Below are 20,341 nucleotides of genomic sequence, written 5' to 3' on the forward strand. Positions count from 1 at the left end.
ATAGCAATGATACCCACAATAATTGATACAGGAATCCCAGTTAACTCACTTGTGAAATAACCGATGAGTAATACGGATAAAACATACCACGACAGTTTAAACATCGCCTTATTATTGAGAGCTAAACGCGGTTCTTTCACGTCTTCAACATTGTAATTTTTCGGAATACTTTTACGGAAAAATAACAACAGAACAGCTAAACTTGCTAGTAACGAAAACAGGTTGGGTACAATCATCCGAGATGCATACTCAACAAAGCCAATATTAAAAAAATCGGCTGAAACAATATTAACTAAGTTACTTACAATCAGTGGTAATGATGTCGTATCGGCGATAAAACCACTGGCAATAATAAACGGGAAAATTAGCTTATCACTTAATTTCAAATTACGTACCATTGCTAAAACAATCGGTGTTAAAATGAGCGCGGCACCATCATTTGCAAATAAGGCGGCTACAATCGCACCTAGTAGACTTACATAGATAAACAATCTTTTCCCATTACCTTTTGCAAAACGTGCCATGTGCAAAGCGGCCCATTCAAAAAAACCAATATCATCTAAAATAAGAGAAATGATGATAATGCCGATAAATGCTAAGGTCGCATTCCAAACAATGCCTGTTACTTCCACAATATCACTTAAAGTAACGACACCAAGGAGCAGTGCTATCAATGCTCCTATACAAGCAGACCAACCAATTGAAAGGTTCTTAGGCTGCCAAATAACAAAAATCAACGTCACAATAAAGATAAGTACTGCTAATATTAGTTGCATTTCTTACTCTCCTAAACCACAGGTAATGCGTAAGCCCTGGGCTTCTAATTTTTTTATTCGTTCATCTTCTAACGGCAATTGCTCTAAAATAGTTGCTACAAAAGGGTAATCTTTGTGACTCTCGTTTAACGAGTAAAAATGCCATTGACCACGTTTTTCTTCTTTTATTAAACCAACGTCTTTTAATTTGCGCAAATGTTGACTGATAGCTGGTTGACTCATCTCAAACATATCAACGAATTCACATACACAACATTCGTGCCGCTGCATTAAGCGCATCATTGTAAGACGTGTTTTATCTCCCATCAATTTCAGTAACAGTGTGGCTTCAGGGATGGCAGTTTTTGTAACTGTCATATTAGTTCACCTCTTTCTTTTCTTCTTATTCACATACATAAGTATATGCTTATGTAGTTATAATGTCAACAAAAAAAGAAATTACCCTGTTATAGAGTAACTTCGATTTGCTTTCTAACGTCATCTAGTTATTAACGATACAACTCAATTTCATTATTTAATTGCAACCATAAAAAACGTCCCAAATACAAACCAATAAAATTTAATAATATATCATTTGTATCAAAATAACCTAACTCCAAACTATATTGGCTAATTTCTATGAGGAACAAACCTAGTAATGATACCAAGAAAAAAACACTTCGTTTTAGTCGTGTCAGCAACATTCCTAACGGGACAAAATAGAGTATATTAAAGAGTGCTTCAACGATTTTTCCTTCTTTAAGTTCATCAATTAATGTTGTGATTCCAATATAATAACCATATGAACCAACACTTTTGAAAAACAAAAAGAAAATCATAGTTACAAAATAGAGTGAATAACTCACATAAATAAAATAAAGATTAAAACGTCTTCGCTTTAATTGTATGAGCGTCAATGTGATAAAAACAGAAATGATAAGAACAATTATGAAAGACAACCAAGGCCCGTCTAACCATCCATTTTCCTCACCAATATAAACTTGAAAACGCGGCCGCCACCACCAGTCATACATTAAATGCACACAGAAAAATGTTGCTAAAAAAAGCACCAGTGCTCGTACTTTCATTTGATCACCTCCGTTAAAAAAACTCTCCGAAAAATCGGAGAGCCAGATTTTATTAGTCTACTATAGTTTATACACTCTTTTCACTTTTCGTGAGCGTTTTACAGGAACGTTTTTAATAAACAGACGCTGGACGTTTGTACTCTCTTTCCATTCTACAAGCTAGCTGACATTGAACGGCTATTTTCGTTTTTATTTTACTCTAGCAATTACCAAACAACTCCTATGAAATTTCATAAATAATATTTTGATAAACACAATCAAATTTTTATTTCCTCCAATTTCTTTGGAGCTGAACGTTTGGTTTTGCTTTTACTCTTCTTTAGCTGTAACGTTCAGACGTAATTCATCCAATTGTTTATCGCTTACTGTTGATGGGGCTTGAGTCATTGGATCACTTGCTCGTCCTGTTTTAGGGAAGGCAATTGTGTCACGAATATTATCGCGTCCTGTTAATAACATGACAATACGATCAAGTCCTAATGCAATACCGCCATGTGGAGGTGTACCATACTCAAATGCGTCCATTAAGAAACCAAATTGTGCACGGGCTTCTTCTTCTGTGAATCCTAATGCTTTAAACATCTTGGCTTGGATAGCACTATCATAAATACGTAGTGACCCGCCGCCTAATTCATAACCATTTAAAACGACATCATAGGCCTGTGCATAGACATCCTCAGGTTTTGTATCTAGCAATGCTACATCTGACTCATTTGGCATAGTAAATGGATGGTGCGCTGCGACAAAGCGTTCTGCTTCTTCATCATATTCAAATAATGGCCAGTTAACGACCCATAAAAAGGCTAATTGTTCTTCATCAATCAATTGTAACTCTTTAGCAACTTTCACTCGTAAAGCGCCTAATGATGCTGCGACGACGCTTGCTTTATCTGCGACAAAAACAAACATATCTCCCACATTACCATTTAAACGTTCAGTTAATGCTGCTTGTTTATCTGCATCAAAGAATTTAGCAATAGGTCCCTTTAATTCGCCTTCTTCAACTTTAAGCCAAGCTAAACCTTTTGAACCGTATACTTTAACAAACTCACCTAAGGCATCAATTTGTTTACGTGAATAAGCTTTTCCACCACCAACAATGTTAATGGCTTTAACTTGTCCGCCATTTTCAACTGCTTGTGAAAAGACTTTGAAATCAGTATCAACGACAATATCTGCGACATCTTGTAACTCAAGACCAAAGCGGACATCAGGTTTATCACTTCCGTAACGCGCCATTGCCTCATCGTACTCCATACGCGGAAATGGTGTCGGAATATCAACGCCTTTAGCTTTTTTCACAACTGCTTTTAACAAGTTTTCAGTCATTGTTTGAATATCTTCGGCTGATTGGAAACTTGTTTCAATATCAATTTGTGTAAATTCTGGTTGGCGGTCGCCACGCAAATCTTCGTCACGGAAACAACGAACGATTTGGTAATATTTATCAAAACCAGCTGACATCAACAACTGTTTATTGAGTTGAGGAGATTGTGGCAATGCATAAAAATGTCCTGGATGGACACGGCTAGGTACTAAATAGTCTCGTGCACCTTCTGGTGTTGATTTGTTTAACATGGGTGTTTCAATATCAATGAAACCTAAATCATCTAATGTATCACGAACAGCACGTTTAATATCGTGTCGCGTACGGATGATTTTTGACATTTCTGGACGTCGTAAATCAAGGTAACGGTATTTCAAACGTAAATCATCTGACACTTCTACGCCATCTTCGATATAGAACGGTGTCGTTTTAGCAACGTTTAAAATTTCAATTGAGCTCGCTAAAATTTCAATTTCACCTGTTTTAAGCTTACGATTAATTTGTGATTCATGACGCTCAACAACCTTACCTTTGATTGTCACAACATACTCGCCGCGGACTTTTTCAGCTATTGCTAAAGCTTCTTTTGATTCATCTGGATTAAAAACAATTTGAACATAACCTTCACGATCACGGAGGTCGATAAAGATTAGTCCACCTAAATCACGTCGTTTTTGTACCCAGCCACTCAAAGTAACTTCTTGTCCAACATATTCTTTTGTTACTAATCCACAGTAAGTTGTACGCTTATCCATTAGTTTGTCTCTCCTTCATGCTGCTTTTTTTGTAGTGTTGCTATATAATCTGACATCGCAATTTTTTCTTGTGTGCCCGTTGTCATATCTTTAATAACGATTAAACCTTCTGCTAATTCTTCTTCGCCGACCACAACCACAAAGCGGGCATTTTCACGATCTGCTGTTTTAAATTGGCCTTTAACTTTCTTAGAAAGATAATCTCGTTCTGCCGTAAATCCAGCTTTACGTGCCGCTAATGTTAATTTTAAAGTGATAGGTGAAACAGCTTCACCGACACCTACAACAAAGACATCTAAGTGATTAGCAATTGGCAACGTGATTTCTTCTGCTGCTAGTGCTGCTAATAAACGTTCAATACTCATAGCAAAGCCAACACCTGGTGATGCAGGTCCACCTAATTCTTCCACTAAACCATTGTAACGGCCACCGCCACAGAGTGTTGTAATTGCACCAAATCCTTTTGATTCACTCATAATTTCGAATGTTGTGTGGTTATAATAATCTAAACCACGTACCATTGTTGCATCTTCCACATATGGCACTTCAATCACATCAAGGTGACGTTTAACTTGCGTGTAATAATCAAGCGACTCATCTGTTAAGAAATCAATAATCGATGGGGCTGTTGCGATTAATGGGTGAGCGTGATCGACCTTACAGTCAAGAATACGCAATGGATTTTTTTCGAGACGTGTTTGGCAATCTGAACAAAACTCGTGAATGCTCGGTTTAAAATGAGCGATGAGTGCTTCACGGTGAGCTAAACGGCTTGTTTTATCACCGAGTGAATTAATAACTAATTTAATTTCTTTTAAACCTAGTTCTTGGTAAATCGACAAGGCTAATGCCATCATTTCAGCATCTACTGCTGGGTCTTGAACACCAATTGCTTCTGCTCCTATTTGAACAAACTGGCGTTGACGACCTTTTTGAGGGCGTTCATAACGGAACATTGGCCCACAGTAAAATAATTTTGCGGGTTGATTAACCTGCCCAAATAATTTATGTTCAACGTAGGCGCGCGCAACTGAAGCTGTCCCTTCAGGACGCAATGTCATTGAACGTTCTTTGCGATCGTTAAAAGTGTACATTTCTTTTGTAACAATGTCAGTTGTGTCACCTACACCTTTTTGGAAAAGCTCGGTATGTTCAAAAATAGGTGTACGAATTTCACTGTAACGTGCACGTTTAAATATTTCTTGTGCAACATGTTCGACATATTGCCATTTTTCGCTTTCTCCTGGCATTATATCAACTGTTCCACGCGGAATTTGAATTTTCATTATTTAATGGCCCCCTTAATAATTTTTAGTACAAAAAAAAGAAAACGAACGTCACCCTGCTCCTAAGAACAAGGGACGAGCGTTTTCACCCGTGGTACCACCCTAATTGAAAACCAGCGATGGTTTTCCACTCTCAGTTAACGCCTGATCACGTTTCACTCTACTTGATACCGTTCGAGCGAAATCCTCCTAAGTGTCTTTCAAAAAGTGTTTAGTGTAAAACCTTACAGCCACGGGTTTTACTCTCTTAAACTAAACTTTCTTATCTACTTTTCTTAATCATCGGATATTTATATGGAATAATTCTATCCTATGATATTTTCATCTAGAAGTCAATACAAAGAAATTAAAATACTTTTTTTAATAGATTGCCTACTGTTATGTCTCTGTAGTTTTTCCTTTTATACGCGTGATAATATAACCTAGAATACCACCACATAATGCAGGTATAATCCATCCTAATCCTACATTATCCCACGGTAAATAAGCCGCATAAAAAGCTTGAATGCCAGAAGCAAAGTCCCAGCCTGCTGTTTTGAAACCATCAAATAAACTCACACAGAAAGTAAAGAACATACTCAGTTGGTAAATCGGTTTACTACCCCCATGCAAGCCATTTGTAAGGACTAAAATCACCAAACAAATTACCATAGGATAAATAACCATCAAGACTGGCATCGATACTGCCAATAATTGTGTTAATCCTAAATTAGCAATAATAGCACTAAAAATCGCAATCACTAAAACATAACGTTTTATTGCTATTTTCGGATAAATTTTATTGAAGAACGAAGCTGTTGCAACTGTTAAACCAACACTCGTTGTCAGACAAGATACGATAATTGTGATACCCAGTACCAAGTTGCCATAGGTTCCAAAGTAGAAAGCAGAAACTTTCGCTAATACTTGTGCACCATTTTCAACATAACCGATTTGACTAACGCTTGTTGCACCCATATATGCTAATGAACCATAGATAAACATCAGCAATACCATCGAGATTAACGATGCTTTGATTCCCATCGATGTCACTTCTTTTTTTGTTTTTGCACCTTTTGCTCGAACAGCTTGTAACACAACCATCCCAAATGCAAACGAGGCAATCGTATCTAAAGTTAAATAACCTTGTTGAAAACTATTGAAGAATGATTTTGTATCGTAATCACCGATTGGCGCTTGATACGCTCCCATTGGCCAAGCTATTGCGACACCAATAATAATTAATATTAATGTCAGTTTAATTGGTGCTAAGTATTTACCAATAACATCAACGATTTTCCCAGGGTTTCGAGCCAAGAAGTACGTCAATGTAAAAAAGAGAATTGTAAAAACAAACAGTGCTATTTTCTCTGATCCCGCTGGTACAAAAGGATGCACACCTATTTCAAACGAGACATTTCCCGTACGAGGAATTGCAAAAAAAGGACCGATTGCTAGATACAGGATAATTGAAAATATCAATCCAAATAGTTTACCTGCCCCATCAGCTAATTGTTGAACATCATCTTTACCTGATAATGCAAGACTTAAAAAACCCAGAAGTGGTAATCCTACACCGGTTATTAAAAAACCAGCGACTGCAATCCAAACATTTGAACCTGCATTCTGACCTAAAAAAGAGGGAAAAATTAAATTTCCTGCGCCAAAATATAACGCAAATAACATCAACCCGATCGTTAACGTATCTTTAAAAGATGGTTTATGTGTATTCATAAGTACCTCCTATGCAGCTCGGCACCCTTAAGCTTTCGAAAAAGTCTGACTATTCAAAGGTGATGGTTGTCGAGGGAAGATAGCTTCTCTTCCCTTAAACAACGACCATTTTCATTGACAATCTGACCCCGCTAAAGTGGCGATCAGTGACTGCAAATGAATTTTCTTAATAGACAGATGTGCTTTTAGAATTAATAGCTTCCACGTTGTTTTTCACTTCTTGTAAGAAGCGACCAGCAACAAGACCATCTAACACACGGTGATCGATTGAAAGACATAGATTTACCATATCACGAACAGCGATCATACCGTCTTTAACAACCGGACGTTTAACGATTGATTCAACTTGTAAAATAGCTGCTTGTGGATGATTGATAATTCCCATCGATTGAACTGATCCAAACGATCCTGTCGAATTAACAGTAAATGTTCCGCCATCCATTTCTTTTGATGTTAATTTACCCGTACGTACTTTACCTGCTAAATCAGCAATTTCTTTTCCAATACCTTTAACAGTTTTTTCATCAGCATTACGTACAACTGGTACAAAGAGCGCATCGTCAGTAGCAACGGCAATTGATAAGTTAATATCATGACGTTGGATAATGCTTTCGCCTGTCCATGTACTGTTTAATTCTGGGTATTTTTTCAATGCTTGAGCAACAGCTTTTACAAAGAATGCAAAGTAACTGATAGAAAATCCTTCTTTTGCTTTGAATTCATCTTTAATGCTGTTACGATAATTCACTAATTCTGTTGCATCTACCTCTACCATCACCCAAGCATGTGGAATTTCAAGTGAACTTTGAACCATGTGCTTAGCAATTGCTTTACGGATTGGTGTGACTGGCACTGTTACATCGCCCGCAGCCACAGTTGGTGTCGGTGTAGATGCAGAAGCAGTTGGTGCCACTGATGGTGCCGGAGTTTCAGACACGACTGACGTCTGTTCTGGTGCTGGTGCAGCACTAGGTGTGAAGCCTAAGACATCTTTACGAGTGATACGTCCGCCTTTTCCAGTTCCTGTTACTTGCGTTAAGTCGATGCCTTTTTCTTGCGACAAGCGCAATACAACAGGTGAATAACGTGCACGATCGCCTGTTGGTGCTGCAACAGGTGCCGCAGGTGCTGCTTTAGCTTCAACAACTGGTTCAGGTGTCGGTGCTGCTTTTTCAGTTTCAGCTTCTGGAGCTGGCGTTGTTGCTTCTCCAGCTGTTTCCATCGTACAGATTACTTCACCAACGGGGACAGTGACATCCGCTTCTACAAGAATTTCTTTGATTGTTCCTGTGAATGATGATGGGATTTCTGCTGTTACTTTATCCGTTAATACTTCTGCGATTGGATCATATTGTTCAACGTGGTCTCCTGGTTGTACTAACCACGCTGTAATTGTTCCTTCTGTAACACTTTCGCCAAGTTGCGGCATTTTAATATTTTCAATAGCCATGTGTGTCATTCCTTTCCTTGGGCATTAATAGTCAGCGAGTTCACGCATTGCTGCTTCTACTTGATCCGTATTGATTAAGAATTCTTTTTCAATCGATGAGGCAAATGGCATTGCAGGAGAATCAGGACCTGCTAAGCGAGCGATTGGTGCATCTAAATCAAAGAGACAGTTTTCACCAATAATAGCAGAAACTTCACCAATAACACTACCTTGTTTATTATCTTCTGTGATCAACAAGACTTTACCTGTCTTTTTAGCTGCTTCAATAATTGCCGCTTCATCCAAAGGATAAATTGTTCGCAAGTCAAGTAAGTGTGTTGAGACACCTTCTTTTTCTAATTTAACTGCCACTTGTTTCGCCATTTCAACACAAAGACCGTAAGTAATGACAGTGAAATCTGTTCCTTCACGCACTACATTAGCTTTACCAATTGGAATGATGTGCTCACCTGCAGGAACTTCTTCTTTCAATAATCGATACGCACGTTTATGCTCTAAAAATAACACGGGATCATTGTCACGAATGGCTGCTTTTAATAGCCCTTTAGCATCTGCTGGAGATGAAGGCATAACAATTTTCAATCCTGGTTGACCCATAAAGATTTTTTCAATCGATTGTGAGTGGTACAATCCGCCATGAACACCACCACCATAAGGCGCACGGATAACCATTGGCACTGTCCAATCATTGTTTGAACGGTAACGAATACGCGCTGCTTCTGAGATAATTTGGTTAATAGCTGGCATGATAAAGTCCGCAAACTGCATTTCTGCAATTGGACGTAATCCGTACATTGCTGCACCAATACCAACACCTGCAATTGCTGATTCAGCAAGTGGTGTATCTAGCACACGGTCATGACCAAATTGATCGTAAAGACCATCTGTCGCTTTAAAAACGCCGCCTTTGACACCCACATCTTCGCCTAATACAAAGACATTTTCGTCGCGTTCCATTTCTTCGCGCATTGCGAGTGTAATCGCCTCAATATATGATAAAACTGCCATATTAGTTTCCTCCTTGCGTATCTTCGTCATACACGTGATGACCTAATGTTTCAACAGCTGGTGCTGCTGCATTCTCAGCATACTCTGTTGCTTCTTGAATTTCTGCTTTCACACGAGCTTCAATTGCATCTAGCTCTTCTTGAGTTGCTACTTTTTCGTCTAATAATTGGTTAAAGTAAATGTCTAATGGATCTTTACCACGTGCTGCCTCGACTTCTTCACGCGTACGGTAGCTGCGGTCGTCATCATCTGATGAATGCGGTGTAAAGCGGTATGTCACTGTTTCAATTAACGTTGGACCTTCACCATCACGCGCACGTGTAACAGCGCGTTTGAACGCCAAGTATACAGCGACCATATCGTTACCATCTACTGTTTCGCCTGGAATGCCATAACCGATTGCACGATCAGATAATTTATCTGCAGCAAATTGTAATTCTTTCGGAACAGAAATTGCATATTGATTATTTTCAATTACAAACACAACAGGTAAACGGTGAACACTCGCAAAGTTAATCCCTTCATGGAAGTCACCTTGGTTAGATGATCCTTCACCACAAGAAGTATAAGCAACGATTGGGTCTTTACGCATTTTAGCTGCGAGAGCAATCCCAGCTGCATGTGGGAATTGTGTTGTTACTGGCGAACTTTGTGTGACAATACGGTGTGCTTTATGTCCGTAATGAGCAGGCATTTGACGACCACCTGAGTTAGGGTCTTCAGCTTTACCGAATGCTGATAACAAGACTTCTTTTGCTGTCATACCAAAAGCAAGTACTACGGCTAAGTCACGGTAATAAGGTAACGTGTAATCTATCTCACGGTTAAAGGCAAAAGCAGATGCAACTTGCGCGCCTTCTTGTCCTTGTCCTGAAATATTAAAAGGAATTTTCCCCGAACGGTTAAGTAACCAAATTCGCTCATCTACGCGTCGAGCCATTAACATAACTTCATACATTTCTAATAACGTTTCTTTATCTAATTCCATATCTTTTAAACTTGCTTTTTTCACTCGTGAATCTTTCAACATCATGATTCCTCCTTTTTAATAACCCTTATCCATGAACGGCATTACCATCAACTGCGAGTGCAGCTTCCGCCAATGCTTCAGAAAGTGTGGGGTGTGGGTGAATGGTTGTCCCAATTTCCCATGGTGTTGCATCAAGTACTTGTGCGAGACCCGCTTCACTAATTAAATCAGTTGCATGAGGTCCGATAATTGAAACACCTAATAAATCATTCGTTTCTTTATCAGCAACAACTTTGATAAAACCTTCTGCTTCGCCGAATACAAGCGCCTTGCCGTTACCTTGGAAGTTAAACTTCCCTACTTTAACTTCATGTCCACGCTCTTTTGCTTGTGCTTCACTAATACCCACACTCGCAATTTCTGGTGTTGTATAAACACAACGCGGTACTTGATCATAATTCATTTTCTCAGAATCACCATCGACAATATGATCCACTGCAGCTTGGCCCTCATGCATCGCAACATGAGCTAATTGCATTGTTGGGATACAGTCACCAATCGCATACATATGACTTTCTGCTGTTTGGTAATGATCGTTGACCTCAATAAAATCACGGTCTGTTTTTATTGCTGTATTTTGTAAACCAATTGATGTTGTGTTCGCTTTACGACCCACAGAAACCATGATTTTTTCAGCAGAATAAGTAATTGTTTCACCTTTGACCTCTGCTTGAATAGTAATACCATCTTCTGTTTTTGTAAACGTGTCAGCTAAAACTTTAGCTTTAGTTACAATCGTAATGCCTTTTTTAGTTTTAATTCTTTGCAATGTTCTTGATAGTTCTGCATCTTCAGTCGGGATAATACGGTCAGCATATTCCAATACAGTTACCTTAACACCAAAATCATGGAGCATTGATGCCCATTCCATCCCAATAACGCCACCACCAACAATCACCAATGATTCTGGCAATGCCTCAAGTTGCAACATGCCATCTGAAGAAAGAACTGTTTCTTCATCAAAATTCAATCCTGGCAAGCTTTGTGGTTGTGAGCCAGTTGCGATGATTAAACTTTTAGGAATAATCATTTCTGGTTCTTGATCGTCTGAATAAGTGATTGAAATTGTACCAGCTGTTGGAGAAAAGATTGAAGGTCCTAAAATAGTCCCTGTTCCGTAGAAGACATCAATTTTCCCTTTTTTCATCAGACCTTTAACGCCTGCTTCTAATTGATCAACAATTTTTTGCTTGCGTGCTTGTGCGTTAACAAAATTAATTGTCGATGTTTCCAAACCTGAATCCGAACCTAAAGTAACACCAAAAGCCGCTGCTTGTTTCACTGTTTCTAATACTTCAGCTGAACGTAAAAGTGCTTTTGTTGGGATACAACCACGGTGTAAACAAGTGCCTCCAAGTTTATCTTTTTCTACGACGGCAACACGTTGCCCTTTTTTAGCGGCAGCAATCGCTGCAACATACCCTCCGGTACCGCCTCCAAGTACAACTACATCATATTCATTTGCCATTTGTTACGCCTCCTCTATATTGACGAGCCTCTTCTTCCCCGTGCATGACACGCTGAGCTCCTTCATTTAACGCTAGTAATTCATCTTCTCCCGGTTCTAAAATCACCGGAGCAATCCACTGGATTTTACGACTGACTAGCTGAGTAAAACTTGCACTATTTGCTAACCCACCCGTTAAGATAATACCATCAACTTCACCATTAAGTACAGCGGCACATGCTCCAATTTCTTTACTAACTTGATAAGCCATCGCTTCAAAAACGATTTTAGCTTCCGTGTTACCATCCGCTACCATCGCTTCAACAGTGCGCATATCGTTGGTTTCAAGATAAGAAACCACACCACCTTTACCCACTAACTGGCGATAAAATGGATTTTTTTGCCAGCGCTCTTCTTGCGAGTAAGCCAACGTTTGTTGAAGGGGCAATCCACCTGAACGTTCAGGGCTAAATGGCCCATCACCATCCAACGCATTGTTGACATCAATTACTTTACCTTGTTGATGTGCACCTACAGAAATACCACCACCAAGATGTGCGATAATCCAATTACGTTCATCATAACGATACCCTTTTTTTGCTGCAACTTTGCGTCCAGCCGATTTATGATTCAAAGCATGAAAAATACTTTTACGTTCGATTGCCTTGTTGCCAGAAATACGCGCAATGGGTTGTAATTCATCAACGACCACTGGGTCAACGATAAACGCTGGAATGCCATACAGTTCACTGATACGATTCGCAATCAGTGCACCTAAATTCGATGCGTGTTCTCCATAGAGAGCGCCTCGTAAATCATGCAGCATCTGTTCATTAACACGATACGTTCCACTCTCTAACGGCGCTAACAAACCACCTCTGCCTACAACAGCATCTAGTGATTCTAATGTAATGTTTTCAGCAGCTAATGTTTCTTTGATAAATTCTGTACGATAGTCATATTGTTCTATAACAGTTTCAAATGGAGCCAGTGCTTCTGTTGAATGACTGGCTGTCTTTTCAAACATAAGCTTGTCGCCTTCATATACGGCTATCTTAGTTGATGTCGAGCCTGGATTTATTGCAAGAATTTTAAATGTCATAGTAAGACCCCTTTATGTTAAATGATTTAGTCAACTACATTTTGAATAGCTAATTCTAACGATGCTAATTTACTATCCAATGAGTCACTGCGTGATGTCAATACAACAGGTACTTTTGCTCCAATGATAGCACCACTAATTACTGAAGGAATAAAATGCGTAATCGTTTTATACATTAAATTACCACTTTCGATGTTAGGTACAATTAAAACATCGGCATCCCCTTGGATTTCACCAGGATATTTTTTCGCTACCGCTGAATGTGCATCCGTAGCAATATCCATTGAAATGGGGCCTTCTACAATTGCATCATAAGGGTTTTCTGCAAAGTAATCAGCGACTGCTTTTGCATCAACTGATGATTGCATCTTCGGGCTTACTGTTTCTACTGCGCTTAGTAAAGCAACTTTTGGACAAGTAATTCCGATATTTTTAGCAACATCAATCGCATTTTTAGAAATCTCTATTTTAGTCGCTACGTCTGGGGCAATATTCAAACCAGGATCACTCATTACCCACTGACGGCTACCATCTTTAAAGTTGATGACAGAAACTTGTGATAACACTTTCTTGTCTCTCAAATTATTTTCTCTTTTTAAAATTGCACTAAGTAACATCGATGTGTGTATGTTACCTTTCATAATAATCTGCGCCTTTTTGGCTTGTACTGCCTGTACTGCTCCACTTACAGTTTCATCAATCGTTTCACATTTTGTATACTGACAGCCAGTTATATCACTGACATCAATGTCTTCACAGCCAAAAATAATAAAGTGACAGATATTTTTTTCTGCTGCTGGTTTAACAAATGCATCAATAATATAAGCATCTGCTCCAGCTATTGCTACCGTTCTAGTTGCCATAACACCACTCATTTCTCTCAATTTTTATATAAAATCCCCCCACTGACAACAACTTCAATTATGTCAATGAGAGGACAAGGATTACTTATTTACCGCGGCGGCTAATTGAAGAATGTTCAGTTTTCAAAAAATTACTACGAACATGTTTCAGTTGGTCGATACGTTGTTCTGCTAAATGATCTGCAGCAATCGCTGGTATAATATTTTGCTCTTTCGCAATATCAAACACTTTACCAATTTGCGTATAAATTTCTTTTACTTTATTGACAGCTCTTGTCTCATTGTAACCACTCAATTCATCAGCAACATTGATAACGCCACCTGAGTTAACAATATAATCTGGCGCATATAAAATACCACGCTCTTGTAACATTTTACCATGTTTTTCAATATCAAGTAATTGATTATTTGAACTACCACATACGGCTTTAACTTTTAAACGTGGAATTGTATCATCATTTAAGATGGCTCCTAAAGCACAAGGTGCAAAAATATCTGCTTCAACATCATAAATTTCATCGATACCCACTGCCGTTGCGTTTAAATTAGTAACCGCACGTTGAATCGCTTCTTCATTAATATCAGTCACGATTAATTCAGCGCCTTCTTCATTTAATAACTCACACAAGGTATAAGATACATTACCGACACCTTGAACTGCAATTTTTTTACTCGTCAATGAATCGCTACCAAATACTTCTTTTGCAGTACGTTTCATTGCATAGTAGATTCCTAAAGCCGTTTTTGGACTTGGGTTCCCAGATGAACCTTCACCCGCTGTGCTTCCTGTTACAAAATCAGTTTCCATATACATATGATTCATATCTTCTTCTGTTGTACCCACATCTTCTGCAATAATATAACGGCCATTAAGGCTTTCAACATAACGACCTAACGCTCTGAATAACGCTTCACTTTTATCTTTGCGAGGATCGCCAATAATAACCGTTTTACCACCACCGATATTTAGACCAGCTGCAGCATTTTTATAGGTCATACCGCGTGATAATCTTAACACGTCATTTAAAGCTTCTTCTTCGGATGCATAGGGCCACATGCGACAACCACCTAAAGCCGGTCCTAAAGTTGTATCGTGAATAGCGATAATCGCTTTTAAACCTGATTCTTTATCGTGACAAAATACCACTTGTTCATACCCATCTTTTACCATTGTTTCAAATAACATATCCATTCCTCCTAAGAAATATAATTATAATGACTAATGATTCGATAATATAACAGAACAGAAGAAGAGGTAAATATACCGGACTATAGACTCATGTATTTTAATTTAAAATCTGATTGTCTCGTTCTCTTCTATCTTCATTATACTAGGTATGTAAGGGCTTTCATAGTGTAAATTGTGCTTTTTTGGACATAGTTAAAAAGTTCTAATATTCGCTATTTTCTGTCAATTTTAACGAAGCCTGTCATGGTGCTGTTATAGAACACTTTGAAGACACAAATCAGACATAGTTTTTTCAGCCAAAATGGCCTACTTATTTGGCTATTTTCTTTAGGCGAAGGCTATTTCTATAGTTTTACTTGAAATTATGCTAAAATATAAGGGATAATAGCGTGCTTTTTTTATCTGTTTGATTATTGCCTTTTTATTTAATGCTCGTTATTTGCACAAAAATATTGAACTTTAAATCTTGTTCATTAATTACTATAGAAATGGATGTGTCTCAATGGTGAATCGCCCCAAAATTAAAAAGAAAAAATTATTACTGATATCTATTCTTTCATTAGTACTCGTAATTGGAGCGATTGTTTCGACTTATGCGCTGACAATGGCAAATACGGTTAAAGTAACCTCTGAAGTGGTTAACATCCGTAATGGGCCTGGTCTTGCCTATGACATTACGACACAATCACGTAAAAATGATCGTCTAAAAGTATTGGACGAGGAAAATGAATGGTATAAAGTTTCCTTGCCATCTGGTGAAACAGGTTGGGTTGCAAGTTGGTTAGTTGAAAATGAAACTGTCTCAGCAGCAAGTAACTCTAAAGGTAAGATTATTTCCACTCTAGCAAATGTTCGCAGTAAGGATGATATCAACTCAAGTGTGATTGATACATTGAACAAAAATCGTGAAGTGACTGTAATCAGCTCACAAAACGGTTGGACTCAAGTCACTTACGGTAAAGTAACGGGTTGGATAAAATCTGATTTTATTGAAGTTGCAGGTGCTTCAACAGAAGATAGTGCCGCACTTCAAAAATTAACAATTCGTGAAGAAAACACCAATATTCGCGATGCTGCAGATGTTAATGGGAAATTATTAGAAACAGCTCAGCCTGGAACAACTTATGATATTATCGGATCGAAAGATAGTTGGTATGAGGTAAAAACGGCGGCTGGTTCTAAAGGATATGTTGCTAACTGGGTTGTAAGTGTGAATGAAAACACTGCTGCTGCGAAACCGACAGTCTCTTCTCTATCAGAAGCGACAATCGTGCTAGATCCAGGACATGGTGGTAACGATACTGGTGCAATCGGCGTTGATGGTACATATGAAAAAGAAATTGCTCTGAAAACGGCGGCTGCTATTAAAGCACAGTTGGAAACAACGGGGGCCAAAGTGATTATGACACGTTCCAATGATGATTATGTTACCCTTGGCAAACGTGCAGCGATTTCAAATGACAATGCTGCAGATGCTTTCATTAGTGTCCATTATGATTCCACAGAAGAAGCCAACACCGCTTCAGGAACATCAACCTATTATTACAACGATAATGCAAAAGACTTTGCTTCACGCATTAATGCACAACTAAAAGTAGGAATGCCTCTTGAAAATCATGGTGAGAAATATGGCGATTTCCAAGTCTTACGTGAAAATGCTTCCCCTTCAATTTTATTAGAACTCGGTTATATCAATAATAGTTTTGATGAACAAACCATCGATAATGATGCTTATCGTCAAAAAGTTGCTAATGCCGTAACGAACGGCTTAACAAATTATTTCGCTAACTAAACAATACAAAAAAAAAGGAGCATTCAGTCAAACAACTGAATGTTCCTTTTTTATGGATTTTTGCTATCAATCGTAATTGTTATTGGACCATCGTTAACAAGAGAGACTTGCATATCCGCTCCAAACTCCCCTGTCGCAACGACAACACCTTCTGCTCGTATTGCTTCATTAAATTCTTTATAAAGCGTCAAGGCGATGTCAGGGGCTGCTGCTGCAGTGAAACTTGGACGTCGCCCTTTTTTTGTGTTGGCAAACAGAGTAAATTGCGATATTGACAACAGTTCACCTGTAACATCAATAAGCGATTGATTCATTTTTCCTTCTTCATCTTCGAAAATACGCAGATTAATCATTTTTTGTACCACATAATTAATATCCGCTGATGTGTCTTCATGTGTAAAACCTACAAAAACAACCAATCCCTTTGAAATTTCGCCAACTGTTTGTCCTGAAATAGCAACACTGGCAGCTAAACTCCTTTGTACAACAACCTTCATACTAAAAAACTCCTTATTTCGTGACGCGTCTTACCGTGTACACATCATAAATTTGTTTCAACTTATCAATCACACGTTGCATCTCTTCTTTATTTCTAATCATCACATTAACGACAAGAGCTGCCATTTCACGCTTATCTAACCTTGCATTAACGCCATTAATATTAATTTGCATACTATTTAACGTTTGGATAACATCATTCAGTAAACCATCACGATTAAATGCATAAACTTCAAGGGTAACCTCATATTTAGCATGGCTCTTAAGATCGTTATTTGACCAAGAGACATCAATTAAGCGATCCTCACCATCCTCAAGTTGCGTTACATTAGGACAGTCTTGACGATGAATAGAAATACCGTGGCCTTTAGTGATGAAGCCAATAATTTCATCGCCTGGAACTGGATTACAACAATGTGATAAACGTAACATCAAGTTATCCATTCCGCCTGCTATATCGATACCCGTTTCATTTTTGTTTTTGTGCTCATGATGATCGGATTGTGTCACTGCACCTGCTTTTGTTTTACCTTCAACAATTAAATTATCAGCTTGTTGTCTCAATGCACGTTCACGACGAACTTTTTCAGTCAAACGGTTCATGATTTGTAACGCAGTCACACTGTTATAACCAATGGCTGCATATAAATCATCTTCATCACGGAAATTAAAACGATCAATAATATGCGCCAAATTATCATCCGTCATAAATTCTTTTGGATCAAATGAATGGGCAAGCAATTCTTTTTCAAGGCTCTCTTTACCTTTTTCAACAGTCTCATCTTTTACAAGTCGTTTGAAATACTGACGTATTTTATTTTTAGCTTGAGAGGATTGCACCAATTTCAACCAGTCTCGACTTGGACCTGTCGCAGTTTTTGAAGTTAAAATATCGACAATATCTCCCGTTTGTAATTTGTAGTCTAGCGTGACAATCTTGCCATTTATTTTTGCACCTACCGTACGATTTCCAACTTCTGTATGTACGCGGTAAGCAAAATCCAATGGAACCGAACCTTTCGGTAATTCAATCACATCACCTTTTGGTGAGAAGACATAAACCATGTCCGCAAATAAATCTGTCTTCAAAGAGCTCATAAATTCCTGAGCATTACTTTCGGTGTCTTGCACCTCCATAATTTCACTAAACCATGACATTTTGCGGTCGATACTTGTACTAAGATTAGCTGAATTCCCCTCTTTATAAGCCCAGTGAGCTGCCACACCAAATTCAGCAATTTGATGCATTTCTTGTGTACGGATTTGCACTTCTAACGGTTCTCCGCCTGGCCCAATAACTGTAGTATGCAGTGACTGATACATATTTGCTTTTGGCATGGCGATATAATCTTTAAAACGCCCTGGCATTGGTTTAAAACGCGTATGAATAATTCCTAATACTGCATAACAATCTTTAATGCTATCAACGATGACACGGATAGCCAACAAATCATAAATTTCATTAAACTGTTTATGTTGGCTTGTCATTTTATGATAAATTGAGAAAATATGTTTTGGTCGACCAGAAATATCAGCTTTTATGTTTAAATCAGTTAGATTTTCTTCAATGTCCCCAACGAGTTCATCTAAGTATGCTTCTCTTTCACCACGTTTTTGTTTCATTAAATGAACAATACGGTAATATTGTTGCGGATTAATATAACGTAACGCTGTATCTTCTAATTCCCATTTAATCATCGAGATACCTAAACGATGAGCAAGTGGTGCAAAAATATCCAGTGTTTCTTGTGCGATTCTTTTTTGTTTTTCAGGTGGCAAATGCTTCAATGTACGCATATTGTGAACACGATCAGCAAGTTTAATTAAAATGACACGAATATCCTCTGCCATTGCCAAGAACATTTTACGATGGTTCTCTGCTTGTTGTTCTTCGTGCGATTTAAATTTAATTTTCCCTAGTTTTGTAACACCATCAACTAACATTGCTACCTCATTATTGAAGGCTTTTGCAATATCGTCTAGTGTAACATCTGTATCCTCTACAACATCATGTAAAAATCCAGCAGCAATTGTATTCGGGTCCATTTCAAGGTCCACTAGAATCCCCGCTACTTGAATAGGATGTATGATATAAGGCTCTCCTGATTTACGAATTTGATGCGCATGTGAATCACGTGCAAATTCATAGGCTCCAGTTATAAATGCGATATGCTTTTCATTTAAATAAAGAGCGGCCTTTGCGATGACTTCTTCAATTGATAAATTTTGATCTTTAACCATAATGCCATCCCCTTTCATCGGATATGCATAAAGCTGCGCCAACAGTCAAAATTGTAGACTACGGCACAGCTTAATCTTATATTTCATTATATCAGAACTTGTTAGCATTAAAAAGGGGATTTGCCTACAATCTATTTGTTTTCCAGTGAAGTCGTTTAATTAGGTTTATCATAAAAAAAACAAGCGCTTTAAACATGAATTCGCTCATAATTTATTAAGAAAATTTCATATTATCACTTTCCTATTTCGCCAACTGTTATTACGAATCACATATCCTCTAGACATTAGAAATACTAATCATTTTTTTTATTTAAAGAGCGATGTTGTGTCATATACTAATTACCCCTAGCATTAAAATAACTAAAAACATCAGGAATTTGCTAAAGAAACTGAAGCGACTATATTTTATCATTAAATTGATTATAATTAACTAAAAATGAACTTTATGTTAATTATTAAATAGTGTATTATATACAATAATCGAGGCGTCATTGTATTCGTCTCTAAAAAATAAAATTAACTTGTTAGTTTGTAGGTTTATTTGAGAATGCTCCACTTTAAATTAAGAGACAAATCAAAAAATGATCTTTGTGTCCTAAAATTATCCAAATATTACCAATTTAAAACGTTGATTTATCTATACTATAACAGTATAGAAAATAACATAATCGAAAGGATGTCATTGCTATGAAAATGAAAAAACATATAACAACCCTTCTAAGCCTTCTACTTCTAAGTGGTTTGTTTTTGACAAATCACATCACGGTAACAGCATCACCATCCAAAGAAAGCATTAC

16 protein-coding genes and 1 other annotated feature are annotated in these 20,341 nt (G+C 37.9%); of the genes, 1 reads left to right on the forward strand and 15 read right to left on the reverse strand.

Annotated features, from left to right (window positions below; translation table 11 throughout):
• From arsB to IKV95_RS09995, 13 genes are all read right to left on the reverse strand, one after another.
• Positions 1-776: arsenite/antimonite efflux transporter (arsB, locus tag IKV95_RS09935; protein ID WP_287451751.1), on the reverse strand; the 776-nt coding region annotated here is incomplete at its 3' end.
• A 3-nt stretch (positions 777-779) separates the two neighbouring features.
• Entirely contained in the window at positions 780-1,133 is a 354-nt protein-coding gene (locus tag IKV95_RS09940) for an ArsR/SmtB family transcription factor (protein WP_029092294.1), read from the reverse strand.
• A 131-nt stretch (positions 1,134-1,264) separates the two neighbouring features.
• On the reverse strand, positions 1,265-1,843 hold the full coding sequence (locus tag IKV95_RS09945) for a VanZ family protein (protein WP_069134636.1): 579 nt from the start codon (positions 1,841-1,843) through the stop codon (positions 1,265-1,267).
• Positions 1,844-2,152: 309 nt separating this feature from the next.
• Positions 2,153-3,925, reverse strand: coding sequence for an aspartate--tRNA ligase (gene aspS, locus IKV95_RS09950; protein WP_029092296.1), 1,773 nt, complete (start codon positions 3,923-3,925; stop codon positions 2,153-2,155).
• The gene (hisS, locus tag IKV95_RS09955) at positions 3,925-5,211 is read right to left on the reverse strand and encodes a histidine--tRNA ligase (protein WP_029092297.1); all 1,287 of its coding nucleotides are present in this window, start codon (positions 5,209-5,211) and stop codon (positions 3,925-3,927) included. The genes aspS and hisS overlap by 1 nt, the downstream gene beginning before the upstream one ends.
• A 68-nt stretch (positions 5,212-5,279) precedes the next feature.
• Positions 5,280-5,503, reverse strand: a binding site (T-box leader).
• Between the two features lie 86 nt (positions 5,504-5,589).
• On the reverse strand, positions 5,590-6,924 hold the full coding sequence (brnQ, locus tag IKV95_RS09960; protein WP_069119452.1) for a branched-chain amino acid transport system II carrier protein: 1,335 nt from the start codon (positions 6,922-6,924) through the stop codon (positions 5,590-5,592).
• A gap of 166 nt (positions 6,925-7,090) precedes the next feature.
• Positions 7,091-8,374, reverse strand: coding sequence for a dihydrolipoamide acetyltransferase family protein (locus IKV95_RS09965; protein ID WP_106786803.1), 1,284 nt, complete (start codon positions 8,372-8,374; stop codon positions 7,091-7,093).
• A 24-nt stretch (positions 8,375-8,398) separates the two neighbouring features.
• Positions 8,399-9,382: an alpha-ketoacid dehydrogenase subunit beta gene (locus tag IKV95_RS09970; protein ID WP_029092300.1), complete on the reverse strand. Its 984-nt coding sequence runs from the start codon at positions 9,380-9,382 to the stop codon at positions 8,399-8,401.
• Between the two features lies 1 nt (position 9,383).
• Positions 9,384-10,412: a thiamine pyrophosphate-dependent dehydrogenase E1 component subunit alpha gene (locus IKV95_RS09975; protein ID WP_080712963.1), complete on the reverse strand. Its 1,029-nt coding sequence runs from the start codon at positions 10,410-10,412 to the stop codon at positions 9,384-9,386.
• A 25-nt stretch (positions 10,413-10,437) separates the two neighbouring features.
• Positions 10,438-11,880 carry a dihydrolipoyl dehydrogenase gene (gene lpdA / locus IKV95_RS09980; RefSeq protein WP_069119448.1) on the reverse strand — a complete coding sequence of 481 codons (1,443 nt, stop codon included), beginning with the start codon at positions 11,878-11,880 and terminating at the stop codon, positions 10,438-10,440.
• Positions 11,870-12,961 (reverse strand): butyrate kinase, encoded by a 1,092-nt coding sequence (buk, locus tag IKV95_RS09985; RefSeq protein ID WP_120483640.1) that lies wholly within the window; start codon positions 12,959-12,961, stop codon positions 11,870-11,872. Before buk ends, lpdA begins: the two co-directional genes overlap by 11 nt.
• Positions 12,962-12,987: 26 nt before the next feature.
• The gene (locus IKV95_RS09990; RefSeq protein ID WP_036027700.1) at positions 12,988-13,824 is read right to left on the reverse strand and encodes a phosphate acyltransferase; all 837 of its coding nucleotides are present in this window, start codon (positions 13,822-13,824) and stop codon (positions 12,988-12,990) included.
• Between the two features lie 85 nt (positions 13,825-13,909).
• On the reverse strand, positions 13,910-15,010 hold the full coding sequence (locus IKV95_RS09995) for a Glu/Leu/Phe/Val dehydrogenase dimerization domain-containing protein (RefSeq protein ID WP_029092305.1): 1,101 nt from the start codon (positions 15,008-15,010) through the stop codon (positions 13,910-13,912).
• 505 nt (positions 15,011-15,515) lie between these two features.
• Here IKV95_RS09995 and IKV95_RS10000 point away from each other — a divergent pair.
• A complete protein-coding gene (locus IKV95_RS10000; RefSeq protein WP_029092306.1) occupies positions 15,516-16,805 on the forward strand; it encodes an N-acetylmuramoyl-L-alanine amidase family protein in 1,290 nt (429 codons plus the stop codon).
• A 50-nt stretch (positions 16,806-16,855) separates the two neighbouring features.
• On the opposite strand, the gene dtd is transcribed toward IKV95_RS10000, so the two are convergent.
• Positions 16,856-17,302, reverse strand: coding sequence for a D-aminoacyl-tRNA deacylase (dtd, locus tag IKV95_RS10005; RefSeq protein WP_029092307.1), 447 nt, complete (start codon positions 17,300-17,302; stop codon positions 16,856-16,858).
• Between the two features lie 13 nt (positions 17,303-17,315).
• Positions 17,316-19,544, reverse strand: coding sequence for a RelA/SpoT family protein (locus IKV95_RS10010; RefSeq protein WP_069126584.1), 2,229 nt, complete (start codon positions 19,542-19,544; stop codon positions 17,316-17,318).
• Between the last annotated feature and the right edge of the window lie 797 nt (positions 19,545-20,341).

It is taken from the genome of Brochothrix sp. (assembly GCF_017549435.1).
In the GTDB taxonomy this organism is placed as follows: Bacteria; Bacillota; Bacilli; order Lactobacillales; family Listeriaceae; genus Brochothrix; species Brochothrix thermosphacta.

Bases quoted from the DNA above. Each gene is read 5' to 3' on its own strand.
- IKV95_RS09940 (WP_029092294.1), bottom strand. From the start codon at position 1,133: ATGACAGTTACAAAAACTGCCATCCCTGAAGCCACACTGTTACTGAAA.
- IKV95_RS09990 (WP_036027700.1), bottom strand. From the start codon at position 13,824: ATGGCAACTAGAACGGTAGCAATAGCTGGAGCAGATGCTTATATTATT.
- IKV95_RS09975 (WP_080712963.1), bottom strand. From the start codon at position 10,412: ATGTTGAAAGATTCACGAGTGAAAAAAGCAAGTTTAAAAGATATGGAA.
- brnQ (WP_069119452.1), bottom strand. From the start codon at position 6,924: ATGAATACACATAAACCATCTTTTAAAGATACGTTAACGATCGGGTTG.
- lpdA (WP_069119448.1), bottom strand. From the start codon at position 11,880: ATGGCAAATGAATATGATGTAGTTGTACTTGGAGGCGGTACCGGAGGG.
- hisS (WP_029092297.1), bottom strand. From the start codon at position 5,211: ATGAAAATTCAAATTCCGCGTGGAACAGTTGATATAATGCCAGGAGAA.
- IKV95_RS09965 (WP_106786803.1), bottom strand. From the start codon at position 8,374: ATGGCTATTGAAAATATTAAAATGCCGCAACTTGGCGAAAGTGTTACA.
- IKV95_RS09970 (WP_029092300.1), bottom strand. From the start codon at position 9,382: ATGGCAGTTTTATCATATATTGAGGCGATTACACTCGCAATGCGCGAA.
- dtd (WP_029092307.1), bottom strand. From the start codon at position 17,302: ATGAAGGTTGTTGTACAAAGGAGTTTAGCTGCCAGTGTTGCTATTTCA.
- IKV95_RS10000 (WP_029092306.1), top strand. From the start codon at position 15,516: ATGGTGAATCGCCCCAAAATTAAAAAGAAAAAATTATTACTGATATCT.
- IKV95_RS09945 (WP_069134636.1), bottom strand. From the start codon at position 1,843: ATGAAAGTACGAGCACTGGTGCTTTTTTTAGCAACATTTTTCTGTGTG.
- aspS (WP_029092296.1), bottom strand. From the start codon at position 3,925: ATGGATAAGCGTACAACTTACTGTGGATTAGTAACAAAAGAATATGTT.
- IKV95_RS09995 (WP_029092305.1), bottom strand. From the start codon at position 15,010: ATGTTATTTGAAACAATGGTAAAAGATGGGTATGAACAAGTGGTATTT.
- buk (WP_120483640.1), bottom strand. From the start codon at position 12,961: ATGACATTTAAAATTCTTGCAATAAATCCAGGCTCGACATCAACTAAG.
- IKV95_RS10010 (WP_069126584.1), bottom strand. From the start codon at position 19,544: ATGGTTAAAGATCAAAATTTATCAATTGAAGAAGTCATCGCAAAGGCC.